This window comes from Methanohalophilus sp. RSK (genome assembly GCF_003722075.1).
Lineage (GTDB): Archaea > Halobacteriota > Methanosarcinia > Methanosarcinales > Methanosarcinaceae > Methanohalophilus.
In genome coordinates this window covers 19,864-43,597 of record NZ_RDSK01000015.1, presented here as the reverse complement: position 1 = coordinate 43,597, position 23,734 = coordinate 19,864, and the positions used below count along the sequence as shown (strand labels likewise).

At 42.3% G+C, this 23,734-nt stretch carries 22 protein-coding genes; 13 read left to right on the top strand and 9 right to left on the bottom strand.

Going from position 1 to position 23,734, the window contains the following annotated elements; translation table 11 throughout:
• The first annotated feature begins 79 nt into the window (after positions 1-79).
• The 9 genes from EFE42_RS08235 to EFE42_RS08195 all read left to right on the top strand — a co-directional run bounded on the left by EFE42_RS08235 (position 80) and on the right by EFE42_RS08195 (position 6,834).
• Complete coding sequence (locus EFE42_RS08235; protein ID WP_123136793.1) at positions 80-433, top strand: RNA polymerase Rpb4 family protein; 354 nt, start codon at positions 80-82, stop codon at positions 431-433.
• Positions 434-503: 70 nt separating this feature from the next.
• A complete protein-coding gene (locus EFE42_RS08230; RefSeq protein WP_123136792.1) occupies positions 504-1,100 on the top strand; it encodes a DUF655 domain-containing protein in 597 nt (198 codons plus the stop codon).
• Positions 1,101-1,111: 11 nt separating this feature from the next.
• A complete protein-coding gene (gene rsmA, locus EFE42_RS08225; protein ID WP_123136791.1) occupies positions 1,112-1,915 on the top strand; it encodes a 16S rRNA (adenine(1518)-N(6)/adenine(1519)-N(6))-dimethyltransferase RsmA in 804 nt (267 codons plus the stop codon).
• Positions 1,915-2,508, top strand: a complete 594-nt coding sequence (locus EFE42_RS08220; RefSeq protein ID WP_123136790.1) for a HemK2/MTQ2 family protein methyltransferase — start codon at positions 1,915-1,917, stop codon at positions 2,506-2,508. The genes rsmA and EFE42_RS08220 overlap by 1 nt, the downstream gene beginning before the upstream one ends.
• Positions 2,509-2,692: 184 nt before the next feature.
• Complete coding sequence (locus tag EFE42_RS08215) at positions 2,693-4,642, top strand: hydantoinase/oxoprolinase family protein (RefSeq protein WP_123136789.1); 1,950 nt, start codon at positions 2,693-2,695, stop codon at positions 4,640-4,642.
• Positions 4,643-4,699: 57 nt separating this feature from the next.
• Positions 4,700-5,245, top strand: a complete 546-nt coding sequence (locus EFE42_RS08210; RefSeq protein ID WP_123136788.1) for a hypothetical protein — start codon at positions 4,700-4,702, stop codon at positions 5,243-5,245.
• 18 nt (positions 5,246-5,263) lie between these two features.
• Positions 5,264-6,121, top strand: a complete 858-nt coding sequence (locus EFE42_RS08205) for a shikimate kinase (protein WP_123136787.1) — start codon at positions 5,264-5,266, stop codon at positions 6,119-6,121.
• Between the two features lie 21 nt (positions 6,122-6,142).
• Positions 6,143-6,427, top strand: a complete 285-nt coding sequence (locus tag EFE42_RS08200) for a chorismate mutase (protein WP_123136786.1) — start codon at positions 6,143-6,145, stop codon at positions 6,425-6,427.
• Positions 6,428-6,441: 14 nt separating this feature from the next.
• On the top strand, positions 6,442-6,834 hold the full coding sequence (locus EFE42_RS08195) for an AIR carboxylase family protein (RefSeq protein ID WP_123136785.1): 393 nt from the start codon (positions 6,442-6,444) through the stop codon (positions 6,832-6,834).
• Positions 6,835-6,838: 4 nt separating this feature from the next.
• Here EFE42_RS08195 and EFE42_RS08190 read toward each other — a convergent pair whose 3' ends face one another.
• Positions 6,839-7,696, bottom strand: coding sequence for a methanogen output domain 1-containing protein (locus tag EFE42_RS08190; protein ID WP_123136784.1), 858 nt, complete (start codon positions 7,694-7,696; stop codon positions 6,839-6,841).
• Positions 7,697-7,754: 58 nt separating this feature from the next.
• Entirely contained in the window at positions 7,755-8,468 is a 714-nt protein-coding gene (locus tag EFE42_RS08185; RefSeq protein WP_123136783.1) for an ATPase domain-containing protein, read from the bottom strand.
• A gap of 630 nt (positions 8,469-9,098) precedes the next feature.
• Here EFE42_RS08185 and lonB point away from each other — a divergent pair.
• The 4 genes from lonB (at position 9,099) to EFE42_RS08160 (ending at position 14,626) form a co-directional block, all read left to right on the top strand.
• Positions 9,099-10,991 (top strand): ATP-dependent protease LonB, encoded by a 1,893-nt coding sequence (gene lonB, locus EFE42_RS08175; protein ID WP_233564785.1) that lies wholly within the window; start codon positions 9,099-9,101, stop codon positions 10,989-10,991.
• A gap of 25 nt (positions 10,992-11,016) precedes the next feature.
• On the top strand, positions 11,017-12,351 hold the full coding sequence (locus EFE42_RS08170) for a TldD/PmbA family protein (RefSeq protein WP_123136782.1): 1,335 nt from the start codon (positions 11,017-11,019) through the stop codon (positions 12,349-12,351).
• Positions 12,351-13,667, top strand: coding sequence for a TldD/PmbA family protein (locus EFE42_RS08165; RefSeq protein WP_123136781.1), 1,317 nt, complete (start codon positions 12,351-12,353; stop codon positions 13,665-13,667). Before EFE42_RS08170 ends, EFE42_RS08165 begins: the two co-directional genes overlap by 1 nt.
• A gap of 134 nt (positions 13,668-13,801) precedes the next feature.
• Positions 13,802-14,626, top strand: a complete 825-nt coding sequence (locus EFE42_RS08160; protein WP_123136780.1) for a response regulator — start codon at positions 13,802-13,804, stop codon at positions 14,624-14,626.
• A 28-nt stretch (positions 14,627-14,654) separates the two neighbouring features.
• Here the strand turns inward: EFE42_RS08160 and EFE42_RS08155 are convergent, their stop codons facing one another.
• The 7 genes from EFE42_RS08155 to EFE42_RS08125 all read right to left on the bottom strand — a co-directional run bounded on the left by EFE42_RS08155 (position 14,655) and on the right by EFE42_RS08125 (position 23,728).
• Entirely contained in the window at positions 14,655-15,311 is a 657-nt protein-coding gene (locus tag EFE42_RS08155) for a PGF-pre-PGF domain-containing protein (protein WP_255419076.1), read from the bottom strand.
• Positions 15,312-15,449: 138 nt separating this feature from the next.
• Positions 15,450-18,344 (bottom strand): S8 family serine peptidase, encoded by a 2,895-nt coding sequence (locus tag EFE42_RS08150; protein ID WP_158599212.1) that lies wholly within the window; start codon positions 18,342-18,344, stop codon positions 15,450-15,452.
• Between the two features lie 131 nt (positions 18,345-18,475).
• Positions 18,476-18,904, bottom strand: a complete 429-nt coding sequence (locus tag EFE42_RS08145; RefSeq protein ID WP_158599211.1) for a GNAT family N-acetyltransferase — start codon at positions 18,902-18,904, stop codon at positions 18,476-18,478.
• A 354-nt stretch (positions 18,905-19,258) separates the two neighbouring features.
• The gene (locus EFE42_RS08140; RefSeq protein ID WP_123136776.1) at positions 19,259-20,683 is read right to left on the bottom strand and encodes a 2-oxoacid:acceptor oxidoreductase family protein; all 1,425 of its coding nucleotides are present in this window, start codon (positions 20,681-20,683) and stop codon (positions 19,259-19,261) included.
• A gap of 2 nt (positions 20,684-20,685) precedes the next feature.
• A complete protein-coding gene (locus tag EFE42_RS08135) occupies positions 20,686-21,744 on the bottom strand; it encodes a 3-methyl-2-oxobutanoate dehydrogenase subunit VorB (protein WP_123136775.1) in 1,059 nt (352 codons plus the stop codon).
• 3 nt (positions 21,745-21,747) lie between these two features.
• Positions 21,748-21,987: a ferredoxin family protein gene (locus EFE42_RS08130; RefSeq protein WP_123136888.1), complete on the bottom strand. Its 240-nt coding sequence runs from the start codon at positions 21,985-21,987 to the stop codon at positions 21,748-21,750.
• 61 nt (positions 21,988-22,048) lie between these two features.
• Positions 22,049-23,728 carry an AMP-binding protein gene (locus EFE42_RS08125; protein ID WP_123136774.1) on the bottom strand — a complete coding sequence of 560 codons (1,680 nt, stop codon included), beginning with the start codon at positions 23,726-23,728 and terminating at the stop codon, positions 22,049-22,051.
• Positions 23,729-23,734 lie beyond the last annotated feature (6 nt).

Sequence of the window (23,734 nt, the reverse complement as noted above, 5' to 3'; positions counted from 1 at the left end):
CCTCTGATAGTTTAGTCTGTTGCAATATTCCTGCCTTAAAGGCAGGTCTACTTAAGGCAGAAAGGATGAGTGCTTTCCAATGATAGTTAAAAAAGTTCTTGATGAAGAATTACTTACGTTACCCGAGGTCAGGGCAATTCTCCACCAGATTCTGGAAGAACGTGTCAATAATGAAGAAGAGCTTGGATATGAGCTGCGCAAAGCCATAAACCATGCAGACATGTTCTCAAGGACAAGTGCTGAACAAGCACGCGAGTTTGTCAACAAATTGCTTGAAGTGGAGAAAATGAAACCGGAGATTGCAATTCGGATAGTGGACACAATGCCACTTTCTAGGGATGAACTCCGTACGCTTTATGCCAAAGAGAGATATACTCTCACAGATGAAGAGCTTGACACCATCCTTGAACTCGTAATGGATTATATGGAATAAATTTATATTCCATATACGACTTTTTCTTTTAGATAATATCAATAGTCTTACGTGCACCGTGGAGGATATAATGAATACAAAGGGGAAAAAAACTGAAAGAGAAGAGTACGCATGGGTTCTGGATTATCTTCCTTATGGAAATCCTAATGACCCGCGTCCCACATACCAGAAAATACCTTTAGTCCAGGCAGTGGGTGATTCGAAATTCGTACTCATGGAACTTGTCCCCAAGGATAAAGTTACTCCTCAGATACAGTCCAGAGTTTATATTGGAGAGGGTGACAGGGAAGTAATTGATCATGTCAAGCATCGGATTCATTACAATGATCTTACAAGTGGTGCACAACTTGAACTTCCATTTGTACTGGAGCAATCGGTAATACATCATGAAGAACGTTTTGTAAAGTTCTTCAATGAAGCTCATCCCATAACCACTCGCCAGCACATGCTAGAGCTTTTACCCGGTATTGGCAAAAAACTCATGTGGGCAATAATCGATGAACGCAAAAAAGGTGAATTCAAAAGTCTTGAAGAACTCCATGAACGTGTGGGTGGAGTACATACGCCTCAAAAGGCTATTGTCAATCGTATCATGGAAGAACTGAAAGATGACAACATCAAGTACAGACTCTTCACAAGGCCACATCGCCGCCCCCACAATGAATAAAGGGTGTAGGTGTGGTATACTCTATTCTTAGAAAATATGGGATCAGGGGTGGTTCCCTTGACCAGCATTTTTTGGTAAATGAACCGATCCTTGCTTCAATAACAGAAGCTGCAGACCTGCAAGGGGATGATATCGTTCTTGAGATAGGTGGCGGGATCGGAAATCTGACCGAGCGTCTGGTCTCCAGAGCGGGCAGGGTTATTGTGATTGAACGAGACCCTCGTCTGGTGGCAGTGTTGCAGGATAGGTTCCACGAAGTATCCAATATTGATATAATTGAAGGGGATGCAATGAAAGTTGAATTGCCTGCCTTCAATAAAGTGGTAGCAAATTTACCTTATTCAATCTCTTCTCCCATAACTTTCCGCCTTCTAAACCATGGCTTTGAAAAAGGAATTTTAATGTATCAGTACGAGTTTGCCAGAAGAATGGTAGAAGTTCCGGGCTCAAAGAATTATGGTCGGCTTTCAGTAGACACACAGTATTTTGCTGATGTGAGACTCCTTCGCAAAATTTCTCCCTCTGCTTTTACTCCCGCTCCAAAAGTCTGGTCCGCAGTAGTCGAAGTGGTACCCCGGCCACCGGCTTTTGAGGTGAAGGATGAGCAACTCTTTTTCAGGGTTGTTGAGGCTGCATTTGGCCAGAGGCGCAAGAAAATGAAAAATGCTCTTACTAAATTCAATCCGCACCTGGCAGACCAGGAAGCTATTCTTCGTTTAATTCCTGAAGATTTCCTGGGAAAACGTGCTGAGCAGCTTTTTCCTGAAGATTTTGCAACCATATCCAATATTATCTATGAAGCAAGGGATAACTAATGGCTCCCATTTCATATCGCAATGCTTTTGTTAGCATTGAAAAAGAAGTGTACGAACCTGCAGAAGATTCTTTTTTGCTTGCAGATGTTGCGATAGACCGTATCAGTGATGGCATGAATGTGCTGGAAATAGGTGTGGGAAGTGGTTTTGTTTCTGCAGTGGTTGCCGCTAATAAGAATGTAGAACCTATAGGTTGTGACATAAACTCTGATGCTCTTGAATGCGCCTATAAGAACGGCATACAGGTTTTCCGCAGTAATCTTTTCGAAGGGCTCAGGAAAAAAGCATATTTTGATGTCATACTGTTCAATCCACCCTACCTCCCTACTTCTGAAGACGAAAAATTAGAGGGTTGGCTCAATTATGCTTTTGATGGAGGGGTTGAGGGAAGGGATACTATAGCAACCTTTTTTGCTGAAGTATCTGCCTACCTCAAACCTGGTGGGAGTATTCTGTTATTCATTTCTTCCCTTACAGGTAAAGGGGAAGTATTTGATATCATGGAGCGAGAGGGGTTCAGTGGCTATGTGGTAGCTGAAACCCGGGCGTTTTTTGAAAAATTGATGGTTATTGAATGTACACACAACCGCTGAAATACAGGTGCATTTTCAGTATTTCATTATGCTTAAAAGGAAAAACCACCTTTTGTTACTTGAAAGCAAAACGAAAGGTTTATCGTTGTGCAGATTGACGGTATTGTTGCTTACGTAATATAAAATTTTTAATCTCAAATCAAATACAATATTTTTTCATTTCAAAATTGTCAGAGGGTCATAAATGAAACACAGTCTTGGTATAGATGCCGGTGGAACATATACAGATGCCGTAATCCTGCGGGATTCGGATGGGAAGATTATTGATCATGGAAAGGCTCGTACGACCTATCCTGATTTGCTGGATGGAATTCAGGAAGTACTTGACGGCCTGGATCAGTCATTTCTGGAAAAAGTATCTCTGGTATCGGTCTCTACTACTCTTGCAACCAACACTATTCTGGAAGGTACAGGTTATCCGGTAGCTCTTATCATGATAGGGGAAGAGGTTCCAAACGATTCATCCATAAAATATTCAATATCTGTACAGGGCGGTCATTCTTCCGGAGGGAACGAAAAGTATCCCCTTGACATGGATCTTATAAAAGAATTTGTAGGAGAAGTTCAGGATAAGGTCTCGTCATTTGCAGTTTCATCCTATTTTAGTGTAAGAAACCCGGATCATGAATTGAAGGCAAGGGAAGTTATAGATGAAATGACCGGTATGCCTGTGATCTGTGGCCATGAACTTTCCCAGTCCCTGGGAGCATATGAAAGAGGGGTTACAGCCTATCTAAACGCCCAGCTTTTGCCCATATCGACCCGGTTTATGGAAACAGTTGCATCTGAGATAGATCGAAGGGGAATAGATGCAAAACTTATGATGCTCAAATGTGATGGTTCCATAGTGGGTATGAAAGAAGCTCTCAAACACCCGATCGAATCAATATTTACCGGTCCTGCAGCAAGCCTTGTTGGTGCTTCATATCTTGCCAAAAGCAAAGATTGCCTGGTCATTGATGTCGGTGGTACAAGTACCGATGTAGCGATGGTTATTGATAATCTCCCTGAAATAACAGATGAAGGGGCAACTGTCGGGGGTTGGCCAACCAAGGTGGAAGCCATCAGAATGGAAACCTCTGCAATGGGTGGAGACAGTCATGTGTGGGTCAAGAATCATAATGTTTTCATAGGCCCACGCCGGGTCGTTCCTCTCTGTGTGGCTGCCAGTAAATATCCGGAAATCACTACAAAACTCAAGAAAGGGCAGAGTATACTGAAAAGCCAGCTAGGGGAAAACATCCAGCCCACAAAATTCTTCATCAGAACCAAACAGGAACCCATTGAACTTACAGAGCGCGAGGAAGACCTTCTTTCGCGCATCAAAGATGTACCCCTGACAGTGAATGACATCTACTGGGACAGTAAAGCATTGCCATCGCCTATGGTCATGGCAAGCCTGATCCAGAAACGTCTGGTACAGGCCATAGGTTTTACTCCAACTGACGCTCTTCATGTTCTTGGGGAATATGATGAATGGGACAGTGAAGCTTCCAGAGTCGGTGCAAAGGCACTTGGATACTTCGCAGATCTAAATGCTGATGAAATTGCCGGTAAAGTTAAAGATGAAGTTGCAATGAACATGGCACAGAACCTTCTTTCCTATGTCTTTAATGATCTCGAGGATTCACAGATTAATAAAGTTGTCCGTGGCAATCATTATGGCGGATTCCATGTGGATGTTCCTGTGGTACTGCTTGGAGGTCCTGTACAGGCCTATGTAAATGATATGCAAAAGTTAGTAGACGCGGAAATAATTCTGCCTGAATATGCCGAGGTTGGTAATGCGGTAGGAGCCCTTGCAGGTAAGGGAATAAAACGTATCGAAGTGCTGATTCGCCCGAATTTTGGTGAATCCAAATATAATCTGCGTCCTTCTTCTGTATCATTATTCTATCCCGGTGGAAATGAAACTTTCAAATCCCATGAAGAAGCGGTACAGGCTGCCCGGGAGATCGGTCATAGATTGGTAATGGAGTACATGCATGAAGCCGAACTGGACGAAGGTGAAATAACTATAGATGTTGACCGCAAGGATGTTCAGGTGCATGGGGTCGGTATTCCAATGGAAACAAGGTTTACTTTCCTGGGTGTCGGGGACATCAAAATGGGGAAGAAGGATATAAGGATATAATTTTCCTTTTTTCTTCCCTTGATCAATTTTAAATAAAAGGTAGCTTTATTTCCATCTATGCTGGAATTTAGAAAACAAGAGCCTTACAGTCTGCGTACCCGGCCCGATATTGTAGAATCTGAATATGATTTTCGACAAAATCTGGACATTTCGGATGTAAATGGTGTATTGTTCAATGTTCTGGCTTCCCGTAATTCATCCACTCTTGCAGAATATGATGCAGTCTGGTGGAGGGAAAACAGGGTCTGTTTTCTGGAATATAAAGATTCAACTGCTGCCTATCGGCGTATGAATGCAAAAAGGGCACAACAGGTTCAGGATACATCCAGAAACCTTGCTCGTACATATGGTTTCCTGGAATTCAATTATTCACTTGTAGTTAAAGGACTGGAGGCAAAGACTACAAAGGGAAGTGTTGCAGTAATCCCCCTTGAAGATTTGTCTTCATACAGCCCGGAATTTACTTCTGCTCATGTTGAACTCGATTTTATTGACAAGTTGGCGGATAAATACAGCAGGGAACAAAATCCCGTTGAATTAGAGCGGGATACAATTATTGCTGATATTAGTAAACTTAAAGAAATGTTTGAACAGCAACTCTGATAGAAGGAGATATTTTTCATGACTGTAACAGGATATGGGCAAGCTTTGGGTGCAGGTACCATCCTCAATGCAATTTCTACCTGTAAAGGTGCGGCTTTTGGATTGGACATCAAGACATTTGCCAGGGTTGACTTATCACAGGGCGATGGTCCTATAGAAGGCATCATTGAAGAAAATGGGGATATGGATACCACTCTGATCGAGAATGCAGTTGGTATAACTCTTGACCTGTTTAATTTGAAAATGCAGGGCACGGTACAAACAAGAAGTGAAATACCTCATGCTAGCGGACTAAAAAGTAGTAGTGCTGCGGCTAATGCTGTTATTATTGCTACTCTGGATGCCATAAAAGAATCAATGGAGCCTCTGGAGATGGTAAAATTAGGTGTCCAAGCAGCTAAAAAATCCGGAGTGACAATCACAGGGGCTTTCGATGATGCCTGTGCGTCTTTCTTTGGTGGTGTGGTAGTAACTGATAACAAAGAGAACATTCTTTTCAACCGCATCAAGAAAAACAGTGATGTACTTGTTTTTGTTCCTCCTCAAAAGGCATATAGTTCGGAGACTGACGTAACAGGATCAAAATTAATTGGACCCTGGATAGACATGGCTTATGACCTTGTTATCCACCGGGAATTTGAGAAAGCAATGACATTAAATGGTTTTCTTTATTGTGGTGCTTTGGGTTTTGATACCAAACCAATGATGGTAGCCCTTGAAAGTGGTATCGAAGGTGTCACTCTTTCTGGTACCGGACCTGCATATGTGGCAATGGGGGATAGCTCCGATCTGGACAAACTTGCAAAGGCCTGGGGGAAGCGTATTACGGGCGGAAATGTGATAAGGACGAAGATCAATAATGAAGGAGCAATTTAAACCGGGCAATTGTTGGTTTTTATGACAATCGAAAATGTAAGACAGGAGATAGAGAATATTGATAGGGAACTGGTGGAACTCATTGCAAAAAGAATTGAATTTGCAGATAATATCTTAAAGTACAAACACCAGGCCAATCTTCCTATCAATGACGACACGCAAAATGATGTGGTAATAGATAGAGCTGTTTCTATTGCTACTGAAAAAGGTTTAGATTCCACTTTGGTAAAACAGATTTTCAATCTCCTTATACAGATGAATATAGAAAGGCAACATGAATTAAGCGGCGAAGGTAATCTTCCCTAAAATGAGGTATAAAAATGGTAGATATTGCAATAGTTATGGGATCTGAATCTGATAGGGCAATTTCGAATCGTGTAACCAATGTATTGGACAACACAGATTACAATTATGATGTACAGGTAATTTCTGCCCATCGCAATCCCGATGAACTGGATGAATATGTAGGTAATGATGAGGCTTTCGTTTACATTGCTATAGCCGGCCTTTCAGCCGCACTTCCCGGCGTGATAGCATCAAAGACTGGCAAACCTGTTATCGGAGTGCCTGTGGGTGCCAAGCTTGGGGGACTGGATGCATTATTGTCTACAGCACAGATGCCACCGGGTGTACCGGTTGCAACTGTCGGTATTGATAACGGTGCAAATGCTGCTCATATGGCAATCCGTATCCTGAAACTCAAAGGAGAATGAATTCTCATTCTTCTTCTATACAAATATGAAAACAACAGTAGTCGTCCCCATTTCCCATTGTTTTATCTACGATAACTTCGCCGTCGGTGACTCCGTTAACCATCTTTGAGAAAACTCCGGCAGTGAGGTTGCACATTATGGGGTTTATTTTACTTTCTTCTCCCCAGGGGCACTTGTGTGCTTTTATGATTGAACATCCATTTTTGTCACTGCCACCGTCCACAAAATAACTGGCCCCCAGTTGATTCATGGCCCCACAGCAAATTTGGGCCACATCTTGTGAATCTGTAGTTTCCCTCTCAGAACCAGTGCATGAATTACGCACAATATTTTCTACCATATCAACCATTTGACGAATAATTATTTTCTTCTGTTCAGGTGGCACACTACTAAGTAGGGAGGGAATAATTGAGGTCAAAACTTTTCGAATGCGGTTTTGCATTTTAAGATGTTCTTTTTCAGCCACCAGCTCATCATGGAGACTTTTGATGCGCAACAATGATTTAATACGGGTTAGAAGTTCCACCCGGTTTACAGGTTTTGTAAGAAAATCATCTGCACCAACTTCAATACCTTTAATGTGGTCCTCTTTCTCAGAGAGTGCAGTTACCATAATAATCGGTATATGGCGTGTAGTTTCCGATTCTTTTAAAGTTTCAGCAACATCATAGCCACTCATTCCCGGCATCATAATGTCCAGAAGAATAAGGTCTATGTCTTTTTCTTTCACTTTTTGAAGGCATTCTTCTCCACTTTCAGCCAGGGTAAGTTCGTATAAGTGGGAGAGGTATGCTTCCATTAAATCCAGATTCTGTGTTTCGTCATCCACTATGAGTATATTAGGTGTGATTTCGCTTTCCATATTTCCTGTGTCCTGGTTGGGATACTTGATTAATAAGTCTTTTTAGCAAAAAGCGCTATCAATTGTCTTTCTTGCCTTTTATGTCTATGCCTTTTGATGTAATATCAAACGGAACGGGGTCAAGGGAAATGGCTGTATTTCTCATCTTTGGTATGAAAATAAAACGTTCCATTTTCCCTGTGTAGGGATTTTCCTTAACCAATAACTTGATGTTTCCAAAAGTCGAGTAATCTGCAACCTCATGGGTCATTTGGTGCGCAGCTTCATCCATCACAAAAAGCGTTGTAACATCCTTTTGTGAAAGTAAAAGATTCAATGTGTCAAACTGGTCACGAAATTCACGTGGTGTTAAACCAACTGCGAAAACTCCGATATTGTCCATTACTATTACTTCGGCATCATAAGGTATCAGTTCAGACATGTTTATGAGGTCAATCTGTTTAAAACTCAATCCATCTATCATTTCAGCAGCCTTAGTTACGCTCCGACTTCTCATTTCCAGTATTTTTACAACTTCAAGTAAACCACTTTTTATATATTCCTTGAAAGCAAAACCAAACATCTTTGCCTGTTCGATAATGTCTTCTTCAGTCTCTTCTGTTGCCATTATCACAGATTTTTTTCCATCTTCACATGCCTGGTTTATTGCGTGCATTGCGAAAATAGTTTTACCTGATCCGGGAGCACCGGTGATAAGAATTCCTTTTTTCCCCGGATATCCCTCACCAATCTTTTTGTCAAGACCCTGAATTCCTGTAGATAGCCTTTCCATTGGTACACCGCTGGTTAATATACAAGTCTTTATATATAGAGTGTTTCTTCCCTTTAACTAAAGCCCTGCACTTTATGTTTATTGTAATTATGTTATGTGTCTGGAAATGAATAAATATAATTGTCACATATGTCAGGCATTTTTTCCCGAAAAGGACAGGTTGGACGGTTAAATATATTTATCAGGAATGAGTTTATTTCACTAAACAGGCGAGAAGTCCCCCCTCCGTAAGGTGGGGGATGAAAGCCGTGCTGTAATAATATAATAGGATAAATTATTTATAGCGTTCTACACAAAACAACGGTTATTTATCACGTTTCATCGAATTTCTCACCTATAAAGCAGAACGTATAGGTAAACATAATATGCCATTATATAGACGTGATATGACATGTGATTGTGGTAACGTTATTGATAGAGATAGAAACAGTGCTATCAATATCATGATACGTTACCTATCACAAAATGCCACTTGGACAGGCTATGAGCATTTTGCTCATAATCTACGACAAACAGGGTTATCGACATTTGATGTATCCCAAATACATCCAATGAATGACATAACAACTCGTAGGAATCTCCATGCGTAAGTGTGGAGTAGTTCAATATTGATTTAAACGTGAGTAAACTATGACGGAAGAAATGGCTTCTAAAGATGAGGAATTGGGAGAATCATTTGACACCACCAGTTCCATCGAAGTGCCTAAACTATTGATCGACCAGATCATTGGTCAGGATCATGCGGTGGAGGTTGTCAGAAAAGCTGCAAGTCAGAGGAGACATGTTATGATGATCGGTACTCCTGGTACCGGTAAATCCATGCTTGCAAAGGCAATGGCTGAATTGCTTCCAAAGGAGGAACTGCAGGATATCCTTGCATATCCCAATGTTGAAGACAACAACAATCCACGTATCCGTACCGTTCCTGCCGGAAAGGGCAGGGAGATTGTTATGGCTCATAAAATGGAGGCCAGAAAGAAATCCCAATCAAGGAACATGTTGATGATGTTCCTTATTTTTGGTATTGTGATGTATTCTTTTTATGTGGGTCAACTTCTCTGGGGTATCATTGCAGCTATAATGATGCTAATTCTTAGCAGGCAATTTATGCCAAAAGAAGAAATGATGATCCCAAAGATGCTGGTTTCAAACTATGAACGGGACAATGCTCCCTATATTGATGCCACCGGTACCCATGCAGGCGCTCTCCTTGGGGATGTCAGGCATGACCCATTCCAGTCAGGAGGACTGGAAACCCCGTCTCATGACAGGGTAGAGAGTGGGGATATTCACAAGTCCCACAAAGGCGTACTCTTCATTGATGAGATCAACACTCTCAGGATCGAATCCCAGCAGAGCCTGCTTACGGCAATCCAGGAGAAAGAATATCCGATTACAGGTCAGTCAGAGCGCAGTTCAGGTGCCCTTGTGAAAACAGAACCGGTTCCATGTGACTTTATAATGGTAGCTGCAGGTAACCTGGATGCTGTGGAAAAAATGCATCCTGCACTCAGGTCACGTATAAAGGGTTATGGATATGAGCTCTACATGCGTGACTCCATGGAAGACAATGCTAATAACCGCAAGCATCTTGTTCGGTTCGTGGCACAGGAAGTTAAGCGGGACGGCCATATACCCGACTTTGATCAGTCCGCAGTTGATGAAGTCATTCAGGAAGCTCGCAGGCGGGCCGGAAGAAAAGGCCATCTAACTTTGAAATTGCGTGATCTTGGAGGTCTTGTGAGAGTAGCAGGGGATATTGCACATGCTGAGGGTACAAAGATCACCTCTGCAAAACATGTACTTGCAGCCAAGAAAATGGCACGCTCCATAGAACAACAGCTTGCTGACAGTTATCTGGAAAGGAGAAAAGATTACCAGTTGTTTTCCAAGAAGGGTTCTGCTGTAGGTAAGGTCAATGGCCTTGCTGTGATGGGTGGAGATTCTGGAATAGTCTTGCCTATAATGGCAGAAGTAACCCCTCCGCAATCACATGCTGAAGGTAAAGTAATTGCCACCGGTATGCTCAAGGATATTGCCAAGGAAGCGGTCCTCAATGTGTCAGCTGTGATCAAAAAGGTTACAGGCAAGAATATAATGAATCGGGATATTCACATCCAGTTTGTCGGTACCTATGAAGGAGTTGAGGGAGACAGTGCTTCTGTGTCCATTGCAACGGCCGTAATTTCGGCACTTGAAGGTATACCTATTGATCAGAGTGTTGCGATGACAGGTTCCCTTTCTGTAAGGGGCGATGTATTACCGGTGGGTGGTGTAACCTACAAGATTGAAGCCGCAGCCCAGAGTGGAATTAAAAAAATTATTATACCCTGGACCAATAAGGATGATGTATTGATTGAAGAATCTTACAAGGATCAGGTTGAAATAATTCCTGTCAAAACAATATCCGAAGTTATAGAGCACAGTCTTGTGGGCACCAAAAAGGAAGGAATCCGGGAAAAACTCAAGGAGTTGACAGATATGAAAGTTGATCTGGAAATTCCCGAATCCGTGCCAGGTTAAACAATATTTAAAGGGAATCCAGTAAATGAGAGAATCAGAATTTCATGATGTGAGGTGGGTAGAGGGTGAATCAACTTCTATCCTTCTCGACAACGGGAAAATAGAGGACATAAACACAAATTATGGAAATGGTTGTGGGGTACGTGCCCTTTGTGACGGTTCGTGGGGTTATACTTCATCTGAAGGGGTCGATGGTATTGATGCTGCAATAAAAACAGCTAGAGAGTTGGCTTCTGATGTGAATAAGCACAGTCCAGGAGAAAAAGTTACTCTTGCATCTTACTGTGAACCCAATGTCGACAATTTGCCGTCTATAAAGGAAAATCCCCGGGATGTTCCGGTTGAAGAAAAGGTTGAGTTGTTAAAAGACCTTTCCAATAATGCTTCATGCAAGGGAATCAGCAGTACATCCGCATCATACTCTGAATCTACCTTAAAGGTTCATTATACAAATTCTGAAGGTGCGGATTGCGAATATGAACTTACCAGAGTAGGATTTGCAATTTCAGCTATTGCTTCAGACGGTGCATCCTATCAGGTAGGAAGAGAAAGCAACTTTGACGTATGTGGTTATGAAATGTTCCGTGATCCTGGAATTCTGGAAAAGGCACAATCTGCCGGAAAAACAGCTGTGGATTTGCTGGGTGCCCGTCAGGCAAAAGGAGGCAAAGGTCCTGTAATTCTTGACCCGGAACTTGCCGGGGTATTTGCCCATGAAGCCGTTGGGCATGCTTCAGAAGCCGATCTGGTGCTGGAAGGAAGTTCAATTCTGGCAGATAGAATCGGTGAAGAAATCGCTTCACCACTTGTCAATATCATAGATGACCCTACCCTTCATAAATTCGGTTACTATCCCTTTGATGCAGAAGGAATGCAATCTCATAAAACAGATATTATTAAGGATGGAGTATTGAACTCCTATCTGCATTCCAGAGAAACCGCAGGTAAACTTGGTGGTACATCAGGTAACAGTCGCAGTCAGGGGTACTCTGCACCTGTTGTCAGAATGAGTAATACATATGTTGACAACGGAAATTCAAATCTTGATGAAATGCTGGAAGAACTGGGTGACGGAATATACCTTGCGGGTACCCGTGGAGGACAGGTTAATACAGGTGAAGGAATCTTCCAGTTCAATGCAGAAAAAGGTTATATTGTGGAAAACGGGGAAATCGGAGACCTTGTGCGTGATGTCTCCCTGTCTGGTAATACTCTGGAAATCCTGAAAAATGTTTTACTGGTAGGAAATGATCTTAAAATGCATTCGGGTAGATGTGGAAAAAGCGGTCAGGCAGTTCCGGTATCAGATGGCTCTCCCCATCTTCTTATTTCAGATGCCCTTGTGGGAGGTGTCCAGTAATGCAGAATTACGATATTAGCAACAAAGTCCTTGAATTTGCCAATAAATATGGAGCAGATGAGGCTGAGGTCTTCCTCTCAGCAAATCAAGTGACTTCTGCAAGTGTCCGTCGCAACCTTATTGAAAGTGCCAGGAATCAACAAAGCCAGGGATTGGGGGTAAGGGTTGTTAAAGATGGTGCAGTGGGATTTGCAAGTACTAACATTTTCAATCGGCTTGAGGAAACTGTGAAAAGTGCGATTGCAATGGCCAAGATACGCGATTCAGATGGAGATTGGAAAAACCTGCCTTCCAATGGTAAATATCCTGAAATAAATGGCATTTTCAGTAAGAAAGTCAATGAACTTGAGCTTGAAGATTGCATCTCCCTGACAAAGGAAATGATTGATGGTGTTTGTTCGTTTAGCGATATAATAGCTCCTTCAGGTTCTTTTTCTCGTATGATTTCCAACCAGCTTATCATGAACACTAATGGTGTTGAAGTTGAGGAAAAGGGCACTGCAGTATCGGGTTTTATTGATGTGATCACAACGTCCGATATCCCATCTACAGCATACGATTTCCGTATATCCCGGGATATGGATATTGATTTTTATGGGATCGGGAAAGAAGCCGCAAACCTGGCCAATTCCTGCAAAAATGGTGTTTCTGTGGAAAGTGGACAGAAGGATGTCGTATTTCATCCCTTTGCCTTTTCGGACATAATGGAATCTTCATTCTTATCTTCAATAGAAGCGGATAATATACAGAAAGGCAGATCCAGCCTAACGGGAAAATTGAACACGGATATTGCAGCCCGAGGTCTTACAGTAACGGATGACGGTATCCTGAATGGAGGTATTGCATCTTCGGTTTCTGATGATGAGGGCACTCCTTCACAATCCACCGGGATAATCAAAGATGGCTTACTCAAGTCTTACATCTATGACTCCTATACTGCTGGTAAGGAAGAACGGTCCAGTACCGGCAATGCTGTCAGAGGCTCATATACTTCCACGCCAGGGGTTGGCACCCGCAACGTTGTCTTTGACCATCCAGCATCTGACATAATTTCTGAGATTAAAGAGGGAGTATTTGTTACAAATGTAATCGGTGCACATACTGCAAACCCGATATCCGGGGATTTTTCAGTGGAAGGCCGCAATGCTTTTGTGATCAAGGATGGCCAGATAGAAAAACCGATCAAGTCACTTATGGTGTCCGGCAATATTTTTGAGTTGCTCAGGAATGTGAAAGGTGCCGGAGATGATGTCCGGATGGTTGGTAGTATTATTACCCCTTCAATATGGGTATCTGATATGAATGTAATAGGCTGACTGCTGATTTTAATCAGTAATCATTATATATAACCCTCTCTAACTATGTATATACAATAATCAAATACCAAAGGTTTTTCAAATCTTACTTGATAAATACTGTTCAGATGGAACTATAATAACCAGGTGTCAATATGACAGATGAGGGGATAAGGACAAAAATTCTTGTAGTCGATGATGAGCCTGATAATGTCGAATTACTTACGGCTTATCTTTTGAATGATTATGACATTATTCCTGCTTACAGTGGTAGTGAAGGACTGGACATACTAAAATCCTGTGAGGATGACCTGCCGGATCTTATACTCATGGACATAATGCTCAAAGATGGGATGGATGGCGTAGAAGCTGCCCATTTCATAAAAATCAATTATGATATTCCTTTAGTCTATATTACGGCTTATGCCGATGACAATATAATGCGAAGGGCCAAACTCACGGAGCCTTTTGGTTATATCCTCAAGCCATTTGAAGAGTCCGAATTGCGTACCAACATAGAAATTGCATTATACAAATATGAAATGGAACGCAGGCTCAAAGAAAGTAAGAAATGGCTTACTGCTGTGCTCAATAGTATCGGGGATGCAGTAATTGCAACAGATGAAGAAGGCCTGGTCAAATTCATTAACCCATTTGCAGAGGCTCTAACCGGTTGGGATCAGGATGAAGCAATTGGTTTGCCTTTGTCAGAAGTTTTTGTAGTTGAGAATGAAGTTCCTGGTGAAAAGGCAGATGACCCGATCCAGAAAGTCATGAAGGAAGGTATGTTTTACGGCCTTGGAAGTCATACAGTGCTTGTTACTAAAAACAAAACCCAGATTCCTGTAGATGTAATTGGTTCTCCCATTCGTAATGAAGCAGGTAAACTACTGGGTACTTTGGTGTTGTTCTACGATATCTCTGATCGCAAACGTGTTGAGAGTATGATCTATGACCAGAATAGTCGCAAAGACATATGATCTTATATAAATGAAGGAGTTCTACCCTTTATACCAATTTTCTTCTTACAATAAACGCTATTATCAGAATCCATGCAGGAAGCATTTTGTCCATTATTTTTTCTGAACCCAATGCATTCTTCTCTGCTTCTTCTGATACAGTATTGATGCTTTCATTTATGTCTGTTTTTTGTGTATTCAAGTTATTAGATTCAGCAATCTCATTTTCATTTTTGGCATTTGATTTTAATATCTTTTTGCTTCCTGCAATTACAAATGGTGAATTGAGATATTTATCGGTAGCAGTTTTGAAATGTACATAATTACCAACCTGATCGATATATTCTGTTGGCAGTGCAATCCATTGACCATCTTCAAAGACTTCCAGACGAATGTTCTCTATGTCGATATCCTCTTGTGTGATCCAATATTTTTCCACCTTGAAAGTTACTGAAGAATTCCTGACGTGATTTTCAAATCCACTACTGCCTGCCCAAATATTGAGATTCATGTATACTGTATCACTTGGTGGCTTGTTTGTTAGTGTGGAAGTGTTTTTCAGAATTTCGATGATTAATTTGACCTGGCCGTTATTTCTAGATGATATAAGTTCAATACGGCCAACAGGATTTCCTTTTTCTTCGAAATTATATATGATGGGCATTTCGGCTTTGACTGATCTTATGGAAAAATCCTTGAATTTTATGTTTTCATAATCCCCACCGGTTGCAGAACCTCCGCCTCCTCCACTACTTCCTTTTTCGTTATTGGGATCACCTGGCTTGTCCTGACCTACGTAGATGGTAGAATTATTCCAGGCTGTATTGCCAGAAGCATCAGCAGCCTAAATATTTACGGTATTGATTCCAGAATTTGCGACTAGTGTGCCGGTATAGTTGCCGTCTGTATCCAATGTAAGTTCTATAGGAGAAGACATCGAACCGTTGTAGGCATTGACATTCAGGATTCCAATGTTATCACTTGTGTTGACCTTTATTATTACAGGATCGCCAACAAAAGGAGTAGTATCATCAATGCTTACATTCCTGATAACGGGTGTTTTATTATCTCCTGCAATATAAAAAGTATCGTTATACCAAACAGTGTTACCGGAGGTATCGGTAGCTGAGACATTTACTGTATTGAGATCTGCTTTTGCGATTAGTGTACCGATATAGTTGCTGTTGGCATCCAATGTAAGTTCTACAGGAGAAGATATTGAACCGTTGTAAGCGGTGACATTCATTATACCGATGTTGTCGCTGACATTGACTTTCAAGGCAATGTCTTCTTCAATGTCAAGGATGTAATTATCCAGAATTACCGAAGCGATAGCAGGGGGAGTGACATCTTTTCCTTCATAGGAAGTACTGTTATCCCAGCGAGTGTTGGAGGCATTATCTGTCACAGAAATATTTACACTGTGCTGGCCATACTCAGCATTGAAGGTAGCAGTATAGTTTCCGGAGGTGGTGTTGTAATCCAGGGGTATTGACGGTGATATTCCGTCCATAAAGGCGGTGACATTTTCTATGCCACTCTCTGCATCAGTGGCGTTGACATTCAAGGTGACCGTTTCATCAATAGCCGGGGTATAATTGTTCAGGGATGCGGAGTAAATCACAGGAAAAATGGTGTCTTCATTTGTGGTTGCAGTATCATTCTGCCAGGTTGTGTTGATGTTACCATTCACATCAACCGTTTGGGTGGCGATTTCGTAGGTGGTGCTTGGGTACAGGCCAGTAGCATTGTAGAATTCATTGGATATATTTTCCTTTAATTCACCATCAAGATATATCATGGTGTGATTGAAATCAGTATCATCCGGATTTGTCCAGGTCCAGTTGATCCATGTAATACCATCTGCAGTCTCACTAAGGTTGCTGACACTTTTCGGAGCTGTACTATCAATAATTGCGGAAAAAACTAGTGAAAATGCTTGAGGGCCTTGATTGACACTCGTACCATTGACACGTACCCTATAGGTGCCTTTTTCAGGGGATTTTATCAGAACTTGTTCAACATTGTTGATTTGGTCTGCTCCTTCACCACCATTTCCATACAGGACAGTACCATTGGGAGTCATAATAGTAAAATCGAGATTATTCACAAGTGCCGAAGCTGCACCAATGGCGCCTGGATAATCTGTCCACACAAGAGTTGCCTTAAGGGGTGTCTGGTTTGATCTGACATATTGTTCTGTCTGCCATGTTTCACCGGTATTCAGGGATATATTGTCATAATATGTCACCTCAGCAGGTGCTGGTGGAAAAAGAGACGCAGTGAGATTGATCCGTCCCCATCCCTGTGTTGTTCGATTGTAACCAAGATCATCAGCGCCATTGATCAAGGTTGCCTTGATCAATGCAGCAGAGGGGTTTATGGACAGATTTTCCGTATCATTGTAATATTGCCTGACAAGGGCAGCTGTGCCGGCAGCAAGAGGAGTTGCCATGCTGGTACCACCCATGTAGGCATAATTTTCATCCAATATGGATTTATAGACGGCTTCGCTTGAACGGGTGGAAATAATCCAGGTTCCAGGGGCCACAAGGTCGGGCTTGATCCTTCCATCGGCTGTGGGTCCCCGGCTACTGAAATAAGCTATTTCATCTGGATCATCCCCTCCTGGACCTTTTTCAGGCCTCAGATTTTCCGTGGCACCAATTGCGAGAATATTTTTGGCAGTGGCAGGCGAACCTATAGTGTAGTTTCCATTTTCACCATCATTTCCAGCGGCAAACAATATCAACATGTCTGTATGGTTCCACATGAATTCATCTGCAACTTCTGAGTCAGTCGTATAGGAGTTGTCTGGACTTCCCCAGCTGTTACTGTGAATTCTTGCGTCTTTGGTATAGGCAAAACTGAGTAGTTCAAATAGACTTATGTCTTGATGGAGGCCACCGTTTCCATCTCCAAATGCCTGAAAAACCAAATTTGCTGCAGGGGCTGTACCGCTATATTTTCCTCCGGACAGGGAACCATTGCCCAGTGCTGAACCTGCAACATGGGTACCATGACCATGGGTATCTGAGGCATTTTCATCTCCCCACGAGGAGATATTGATGATACGTCCCTCTATATCATCATGCATTGACTCATTGTTATACCCGGTGTCCAATCCGGTGTCTGCGATTCCTATTATCTGTCCTGATCCGTTCAGGCTATAGTTTTGGTGAATGGGTGTTACATTCATTATTTTGGAGGCCACATTGTTTAATAGGACAGGTTTATGGTTCTTTTCTATCCATTCAACATTTTCTAAAGCAGCAATAGAATCAATGAGTGAGGAATTAATATTTATTTGCAAAAATCTGGAATTATCGGATAGTACAATTTCTCCCATTTTTTTGATCTTATCCGTTGTATTTAGGGAGTTATATGTTCTGTAAAATTTGATATTGAGCGTGATATTTCCCTTTGTATTCCTTAATCCGGGTTCAATTTTATATTCAGGCTTTACTTCACCCATCCATTTGAAATAGGGAAGTGCTTTTATGCGACTGGTTTTTGTATCATTAAGATAGAGAACATAAGCATTTTCAGGGATATAACCATAAATTTCACTGACATTTTGGATTTCATCTTGCCATTCTGGTTGTATGATTCCCTTAAATTGAACTATATAATATCCTTTTTCAAAAGAGGTGACTGATTGAGTCTGGAGAGAAGAACTTGCTTCATCTGTATTTATATGGGAATTCCTGAGCAATATCCAGTCACTATGATTCTGCATATGCTCTGGATTTTGCCCCGCACTCGCCAATGGAATCAATAAAAAGATAATACCTATTAAAAACAATAATCGAAAATTCATGTGGCACATTGTATATTTCCAATATTATTTATTAGTTGTTATTTTGATTATTATGCCACACACATGCGCATCCACATATGGGTAATTCCTGCATCATAATGGATTTCCCCATATTCGCAGAAGCCAGATTTTCTGTAAAAATCCATAGCCTGGATCTGGGAACTTAGGTGAATCTCAATTGCGCCTTCATGTTTTCCTTTATTGATCAATTCTTTCATTACCAATCTCCCAAATCCCCCGCCTCTGGAATTGGAAAGTACACATACCCTGCCTATGTAATATTTATCATTTTTTCCAAAAAGCCTGCCGGTTGCAACTGGTATATTGTTTTCAAAAAGTGTTATGTGTGTGGCGATCGGATCAATCTCATCGATTTCAAGTTCTTCAGGGACATCCTGTTCACCGATGAATACTTCTTTGCGTACCTGATAAACTTCATCAAAACCATCAAGCCCCTTTGTCCAGCGTATTTCGACCAATTCTATTCTCCTCAGGTATGTTTTATTTGAAGGTATACCAGAACTATGATTGCTGCAACCAAACCTGCAGGTATTCCCAGAAAAAGAGAAAAATAAATCGTATCTGCAAAAAATTCAGTTACCATAACCCCTATTGCCAAAAATACCAGAATGGATGTGAGGATATTCCTGATTATTTTTATTGGATAATTGATACCAATTCCCCCTCATTTGATTTTCTGTATTATATAGAAAGAATCTGGTATGAGATTGATGCAATAAATATCACAGTAGAAAGATAAATGATTATCCGGTTGTCCGGATAATCCAAATCAATGGGTCGTGGAAGGGCTGATCTAATTTCCATGTGCAATATCAGAGGTTCTCAGAAGCCCATTTGGCTCCTTCTTTCAATATCTGCTGATTGAGGGGTATGAGTTTCTGCTTTGCTGCAAAAGTCTCCTCAATGGCTTCCATATAGTCCTCAACATCAAGACCTGTTACCCCAAGCTGCATCAATACACCTATTATGGCAGTATTGGCAGCCCTTTCAGAGCCACCCTCCTTTGCAATCTGGGTGGCGGGCACCTTGATAGCCCTCACACCGTCAGGTGCCTCAAAGTTACCTATGGTGGCATCATAAAGGATGACTCCGCCCTGTTTGACATCAGAGGCAAATTTTTCCAGCGACGGCAGGTTCATGGCCACCAGGATATCCGATTCATACACTATAGGGGAGCCGATTTCCTCTCCTGAAATAACCACTGAACAGTTGGATGTACCTCCTCTCTGCTCAGGACCGTAGGATGGATACCAGGAAGTGAATCGTTTGGCACGACATCCTGCACGGGTCAGGATCAGGCCCATACTGAGTACACCCTGCCCTCCAAACCCTGCAATTTTGGCAAGTACACGTGTAAATTCAGGATCTTCCAAAGCATCAGGGGATGCGGAATCGTCGATTTTGTAAATATGATCGATACTTTCCTTTGAAAAGTCACTTTCTGGAGATGGAAGGGGCTCCCTTTCTTCAGCCAGATCCCTGAGGTTACCCAGAGGGAATTCTTTCTCCATTTCTTCATTAATGAATTTAGTACTCTGCTCGGCATTTTGTTTCAGGTTTGTCGGACAGGCAGCAAGTACTTCCACAAATGCATAACCTCTGCCTTCCTTCTGGATCTTAAGAGCCCTTTTGACTGCTTTTTTGGCCTTGCGGATATGGGGGATGTCTGACACCGATACTCTTTCAATAAAGACAGGCCCCTCCAAGTTATTGAGCAATTCGCACATATGCAGGGGATATCCTGCAAATCGGGGATTCCTTCCTGTGGGACATGTTACTGTTTTTTCGCCGATGAGTGTGGTAGGTGCCATCTGTCCGCCGGTCATTCCGTATACGGTATTGTTGACGAAGAAAACCGCCATCTTTTCCCCGCGGTTGGCAGCCTGGATTGTTTCGTTCATGCCTATAGAGGCCAGGTCACCGTCACCCTGATAGGAAATAACAACTGCATCTCCTTCCGATCTGGATATGCCAGTTCCTACTGCAGGTGCCCTGCCATGGGCTACCTGGAGATTGCCACAATTGAAATAGTAATAGGCGAAAACAGCACATCCCACAGGGCTGATCATAACTGAGCGTTTCTGTATCTCAAGATCGTCTATGGCTTCAGCAATAAGTTTGTGGAGGATGCCATGCCCACAACCCGGGCAGTAATGAGTGGCATTCGGAGCAGCTCCACCCTTGCGTGTGAATTCATCGTAGAGGGAATCCGGTTTCTTTATAACTTTTTCTTCCATTTTTATTCCTCCTTGCCTGCGACTTCCTTTATTTTGCCCAGTACCTGGTCCATTGTAATGAGATTGCCACCCATACGGTTCACCAATTCCACAGGTTTCCTGCAGCCAGTTGCCAGTTTTATGTCATCCAGAAGTTGGCCATTACTCATTTCCACTGAAATGAAACTGACATCCTTTCCGGCAAGTGCAGCCAGTTCTTTTTCAGGGAACGGGAAAAGTGTAATTGGTCTGAAAAGCCCTGCCTTGATACCTTCCTTGCGGGCAAGTTCAACAGCAGAACGACAGATCCGGCTGCTAATTCCATAGGATACAAGGACGATCTCGGCATCATCCATCATGTATTCATCGACATCAACTTCCTTTTCCTTTATCGTCTCGTATTTTTCCTGCAGCTCATAATTGAATTCTTCCAATTCGCCAAAGTCAAGGAAAATCGAAGTTACAAGGTTCTGGTAGGTCTCCTTATTGCCACAAACAGCCCAGGAAGTATCAATCTCCGGTCTGACTGCTTTTTCAGGGAATTTCAGTGGTTCGACCATCTGCCCGAGTACACCGTCGGCCAATACCACTACAGGATTGCGGTATTTTGTAGACAGCTCAAAAGCCATGATGGTCAAATCACACATTTCCTGGACTGAATTGGGTGCAACCACGATATTGCGATAATTTCCATGTCCTCCACCTTTTACTACTTGGTTGTAATCGCCCTGTTCCGGGCCGATGTTCCCCAGACCGGGTCCGGCTCTCATGATATCAACGATTACACAGGGAAGCTGTGCACCTGCAAGATAGGATACACCCTCCTGTTTAAGGCTGATTCCCGGGCCTGAGGATGCGGTCATAACCCTGTGCCCAGCAGAAGCCGCTCCAAATACCATATTTATTGCAGCTTCCTCTGATTCTGCCTGCACGAATTTGCGCCCTACCTGGGGAAATGTCCGGGATGCTTCATGGAGAATTTCACTTGCAGGGGTTATGGGGTAACCAAAATAGCAGTCACATCCTCCGTAGAGTGCCCCTATTATCACTGCATCATTACCTTTTGTAAGTTGTGTAGCCATATCTTAACACCTCTTTTTAGCAGGGATATGTATTTCTATTGCAAGAGGCTCCGGACATGTGTAATAACAATTAGCACAGCCGGTGCAACCTTCTCCTTTGTACTGGGCATAATGGTAACCTCTTCTGTTGAGTTCATCACTCATTTCCAGCACGTTTTTTGGACAGGCAGTAATGCATCTGGCACAGCCTTTGCATTCAATAATATTGATTAGAGGATATGGTTCTGCTTTTTCTTCCTTCATAAAATCAACTCTTGATGCCTTCTTATGATCTGAAGAGTAGAAAAGGAAAAAGAAATATAAATCAATTGTCTCCCTTTTCGTCATCGTGTTGTCTGATTTCCACCCGGCGAATCTTGCCACTTATTGTCTTGGGAAGTTCGGGTACAAATTCCACGATTCTCGGATACTTGTAGGGTGCGGTAACCTTCTTTACATGGTCCTGCAACTCTTTCTTGAGCTGCTCACTTGCTTCATAGTCTTTAGTAAGTACAATGGTGGCTTTTACAACCTGCCCACGTACAGGATGGGGGGATGCAGTGATTGCACATTCCAGGACTGCAGGATGCTGCATAAGTGCACTTTCAACTTCAAATGGTCCGATCTTGTAGCCGGAGCTCTTGATGATGTCATCTGCTCGTCCTACAAACCACATATATCCGTCTTCATCTTTCCATGCCATGTCACCGGTGTGGTAATACCCGTCATGCCATGCAGCCTCTGTCTTTTCAGGATCTGCACGATAACCTGCAAACAAACCTGCGGGCCTTTCCTTTGATGTATCGATTACAATTTCTCCTTCTTCTCCAACATCGGCAAGTTTTCCGTCAGGACGCATCAACTGGATATTATAGATGGGTGAGGGCTTCCCCATAGAGCCGGGTTTTGGTTCCAGCCATGGATAGGTTGCAATGGCTACAACAGTTTCTGTCTGGCCGAATCCTTCCATTAGTTTGAGATCGGTATATTCCAGGAATTTTTCATACACCTCGGGATTCAGCGGCTCTCCTGCAACCACACAGTAATTGAGACTGCTAAAATCATACTGGCTCAGATCTTCCTTTATCAGGAAGCGATATACTGTAGGTGGTGCACAGAATGTTGTAACACCATAATAGCTGGCTTTTTCCAGCATATTCCTGGCATCGAATCGTTCATAATCATAAGCAAAGACAGCTGAGCCGCAAATCCATTGACCGTAGAGCTTGCCCCAGGCACATTTTGCCCAGCCGGAATCTGCTACTGTAAGATGCAGACCATTGTCCATTACATTCTGCCAGTAGCCGGCTGTGAGTATGTGGGCCAGGGGATATGTAAAATCATGTTGTACCATTTTCGGGAAACCGGTCGTGCCGGATGAGAAATACATCAGGGATATGTCATTGTTCTGTGTTGCTTCCTCTTCTTTTGGACGTACAAATTCAGCGGGTGATTTTTCCAGTTCTTCTGTAAAGTTACTCCAGCCGGGACGATTGTGGTTAATTACAAATTTGTGCTTGAGCACATCTTTGAAATCCTTGTGTGCCTCATCTATGTAATCCAAAAGTCCCTCATCAGCATCACTGACGACCATTTGTATGTCTGCTCTTTCAATGCGGTATTTGAGATCCCTGGTTGTTAACATATGGGTTCCGGGAAGAGCGATGGCACCAATTCTGTGCAATCCCAATATACATATCCAGAATTCATATCTTCCCTTTAAGGTAAGCTTTACCACATCACCCTTTTTTATTCCATATTTAACGAAAAGGTTGGCAGCTTTTTCACTGTAATATTTCAGATCAGCAAAAGTGAATATCTTTTCTTCACCATCATCGTTACACCAGACAAGAGCCTTTTTTTCAGGCTGTTCCTTAGCATACACATCAACAACATCATATACGAAATTAAAGCTTTCAGGGATATTGATCTTGAAATTAGTGTAAAAGTCATCGTATGATTCAAAATCTGTTTTTGCCAGGAAATTATTTATAAGTGAGGTCATTCTTGC

Coding starts and splice junctions, on each gene's coding strand:
- EFE42_RS08235 (WP_123136793.1), top strand. CDS start 80: ATGATAGTTAAAAAAGTTCTTGATGAAGAATTACTTACGTTACCCGAG.
- EFE42_RS08230 (WP_123136792.1), top strand. CDS start 504: ATGAATACAAAGGGGAAAAAAACTGAAAGAGAAGAGTACGCATGGGTT.
- EFE42_RS08220 (WP_123136790.1), top strand. CDS start 1,915: ATGGCTCCCATTTCATATCGCAATGCTTTTGTTAGCATTGAAAAAGAA.
- EFE42_RS08215 (WP_123136789.1), top strand. CDS start 2,693: ATGAAACACAGTCTTGGTATAGATGCCGGTGGAACATATACAGATGCC.
- EFE42_RS08210 (WP_123136788.1), top strand. CDS start 4,700: ATGCTGGAATTTAGAAAACAAGAGCCTTACAGTCTGCGTACCCGGCCC.
- EFE42_RS08205 (WP_123136787.1), top strand. CDS start 5,264: ATGACTGTAACAGGATATGGGCAAGCTTTGGGTGCAGGTACCATCCTC.
- EFE42_RS08200 (WP_123136786.1), top strand. CDS start 6,143: ATGACAATCGAAAATGTAAGACAGGAGATAGAGAATATTGATAGGGAA.
- EFE42_RS08195 (WP_123136785.1), top strand. CDS start 6,442: ATGGTAGATATTGCAATAGTTATGGGATCTGAATCTGATAGGGCAATT.
- EFE42_RS08190 (WP_123136784.1), bottom strand. CDS start 7,696: ATGGAAAGCGAAATCACACCTAATATACTCATAGTGGATGACGAAACA.
- EFE42_RS08185 (WP_123136783.1), bottom strand. CDS start 8,468: ATGGAAAGGCTATCTACAGGAATTCAGGGTCTTGACAAAAAGATTGGT.
- lonB (WP_233564785.1), top strand. CDS start 9,099: ATGACGGAAGAAATGGCTTCTAAAGATGAGGAATTGGGAGAATCATTT.
- EFE42_RS08170 (WP_123136782.1), top strand. CDS start 11,017: ATGAGAGAATCAGAATTTCATGATGTGAGGTGGGTAGAGGGTGAATCA.
- EFE42_RS08165 (WP_123136781.1), top strand. CDS start 12,351: ATGCAGAATTACGATATTAGCAACAAAGTCCTTGAATTTGCCAATAAA.
- EFE42_RS08160 (WP_123136780.1), top strand. CDS start 13,802: ATGACAGATGAGGGGATAAGGACAAAAATTCTTGTAGTCGATGATGAG.
- EFE42_RS08150 (WP_158599212.1), bottom strand. CDS start 18,344: ATGCAGAATCATAGTGACTGGATATTGCTCAGGAATTCCCATATAAAT.
- EFE42_RS08140 (WP_123136776.1), bottom strand. CDS start 20,683: ATGGAAGAAAAAGTTATAAAGAAACCGGATTCCCTCTACGATGAATTC.
- EFE42_RS08135 (WP_123136775.1), bottom strand. CDS start 21,744: ATGGCTACACAACTTACAAAAGGTAATGATGCAGTGATAATAGGGGCA.
- EFE42_RS08130 (WP_123136888.1), bottom strand. CDS start 21,987: ATGAAGGAAGAAAAAGCAGAACCATATCCTCTAATCAATATTATTGAA.
- EFE42_RS08125 (WP_123136774.1), bottom strand. CDS start 23,728: ATGACCTCACTTATAAATAATTTCCTGGCAAAAACAGATTTTGAATCA.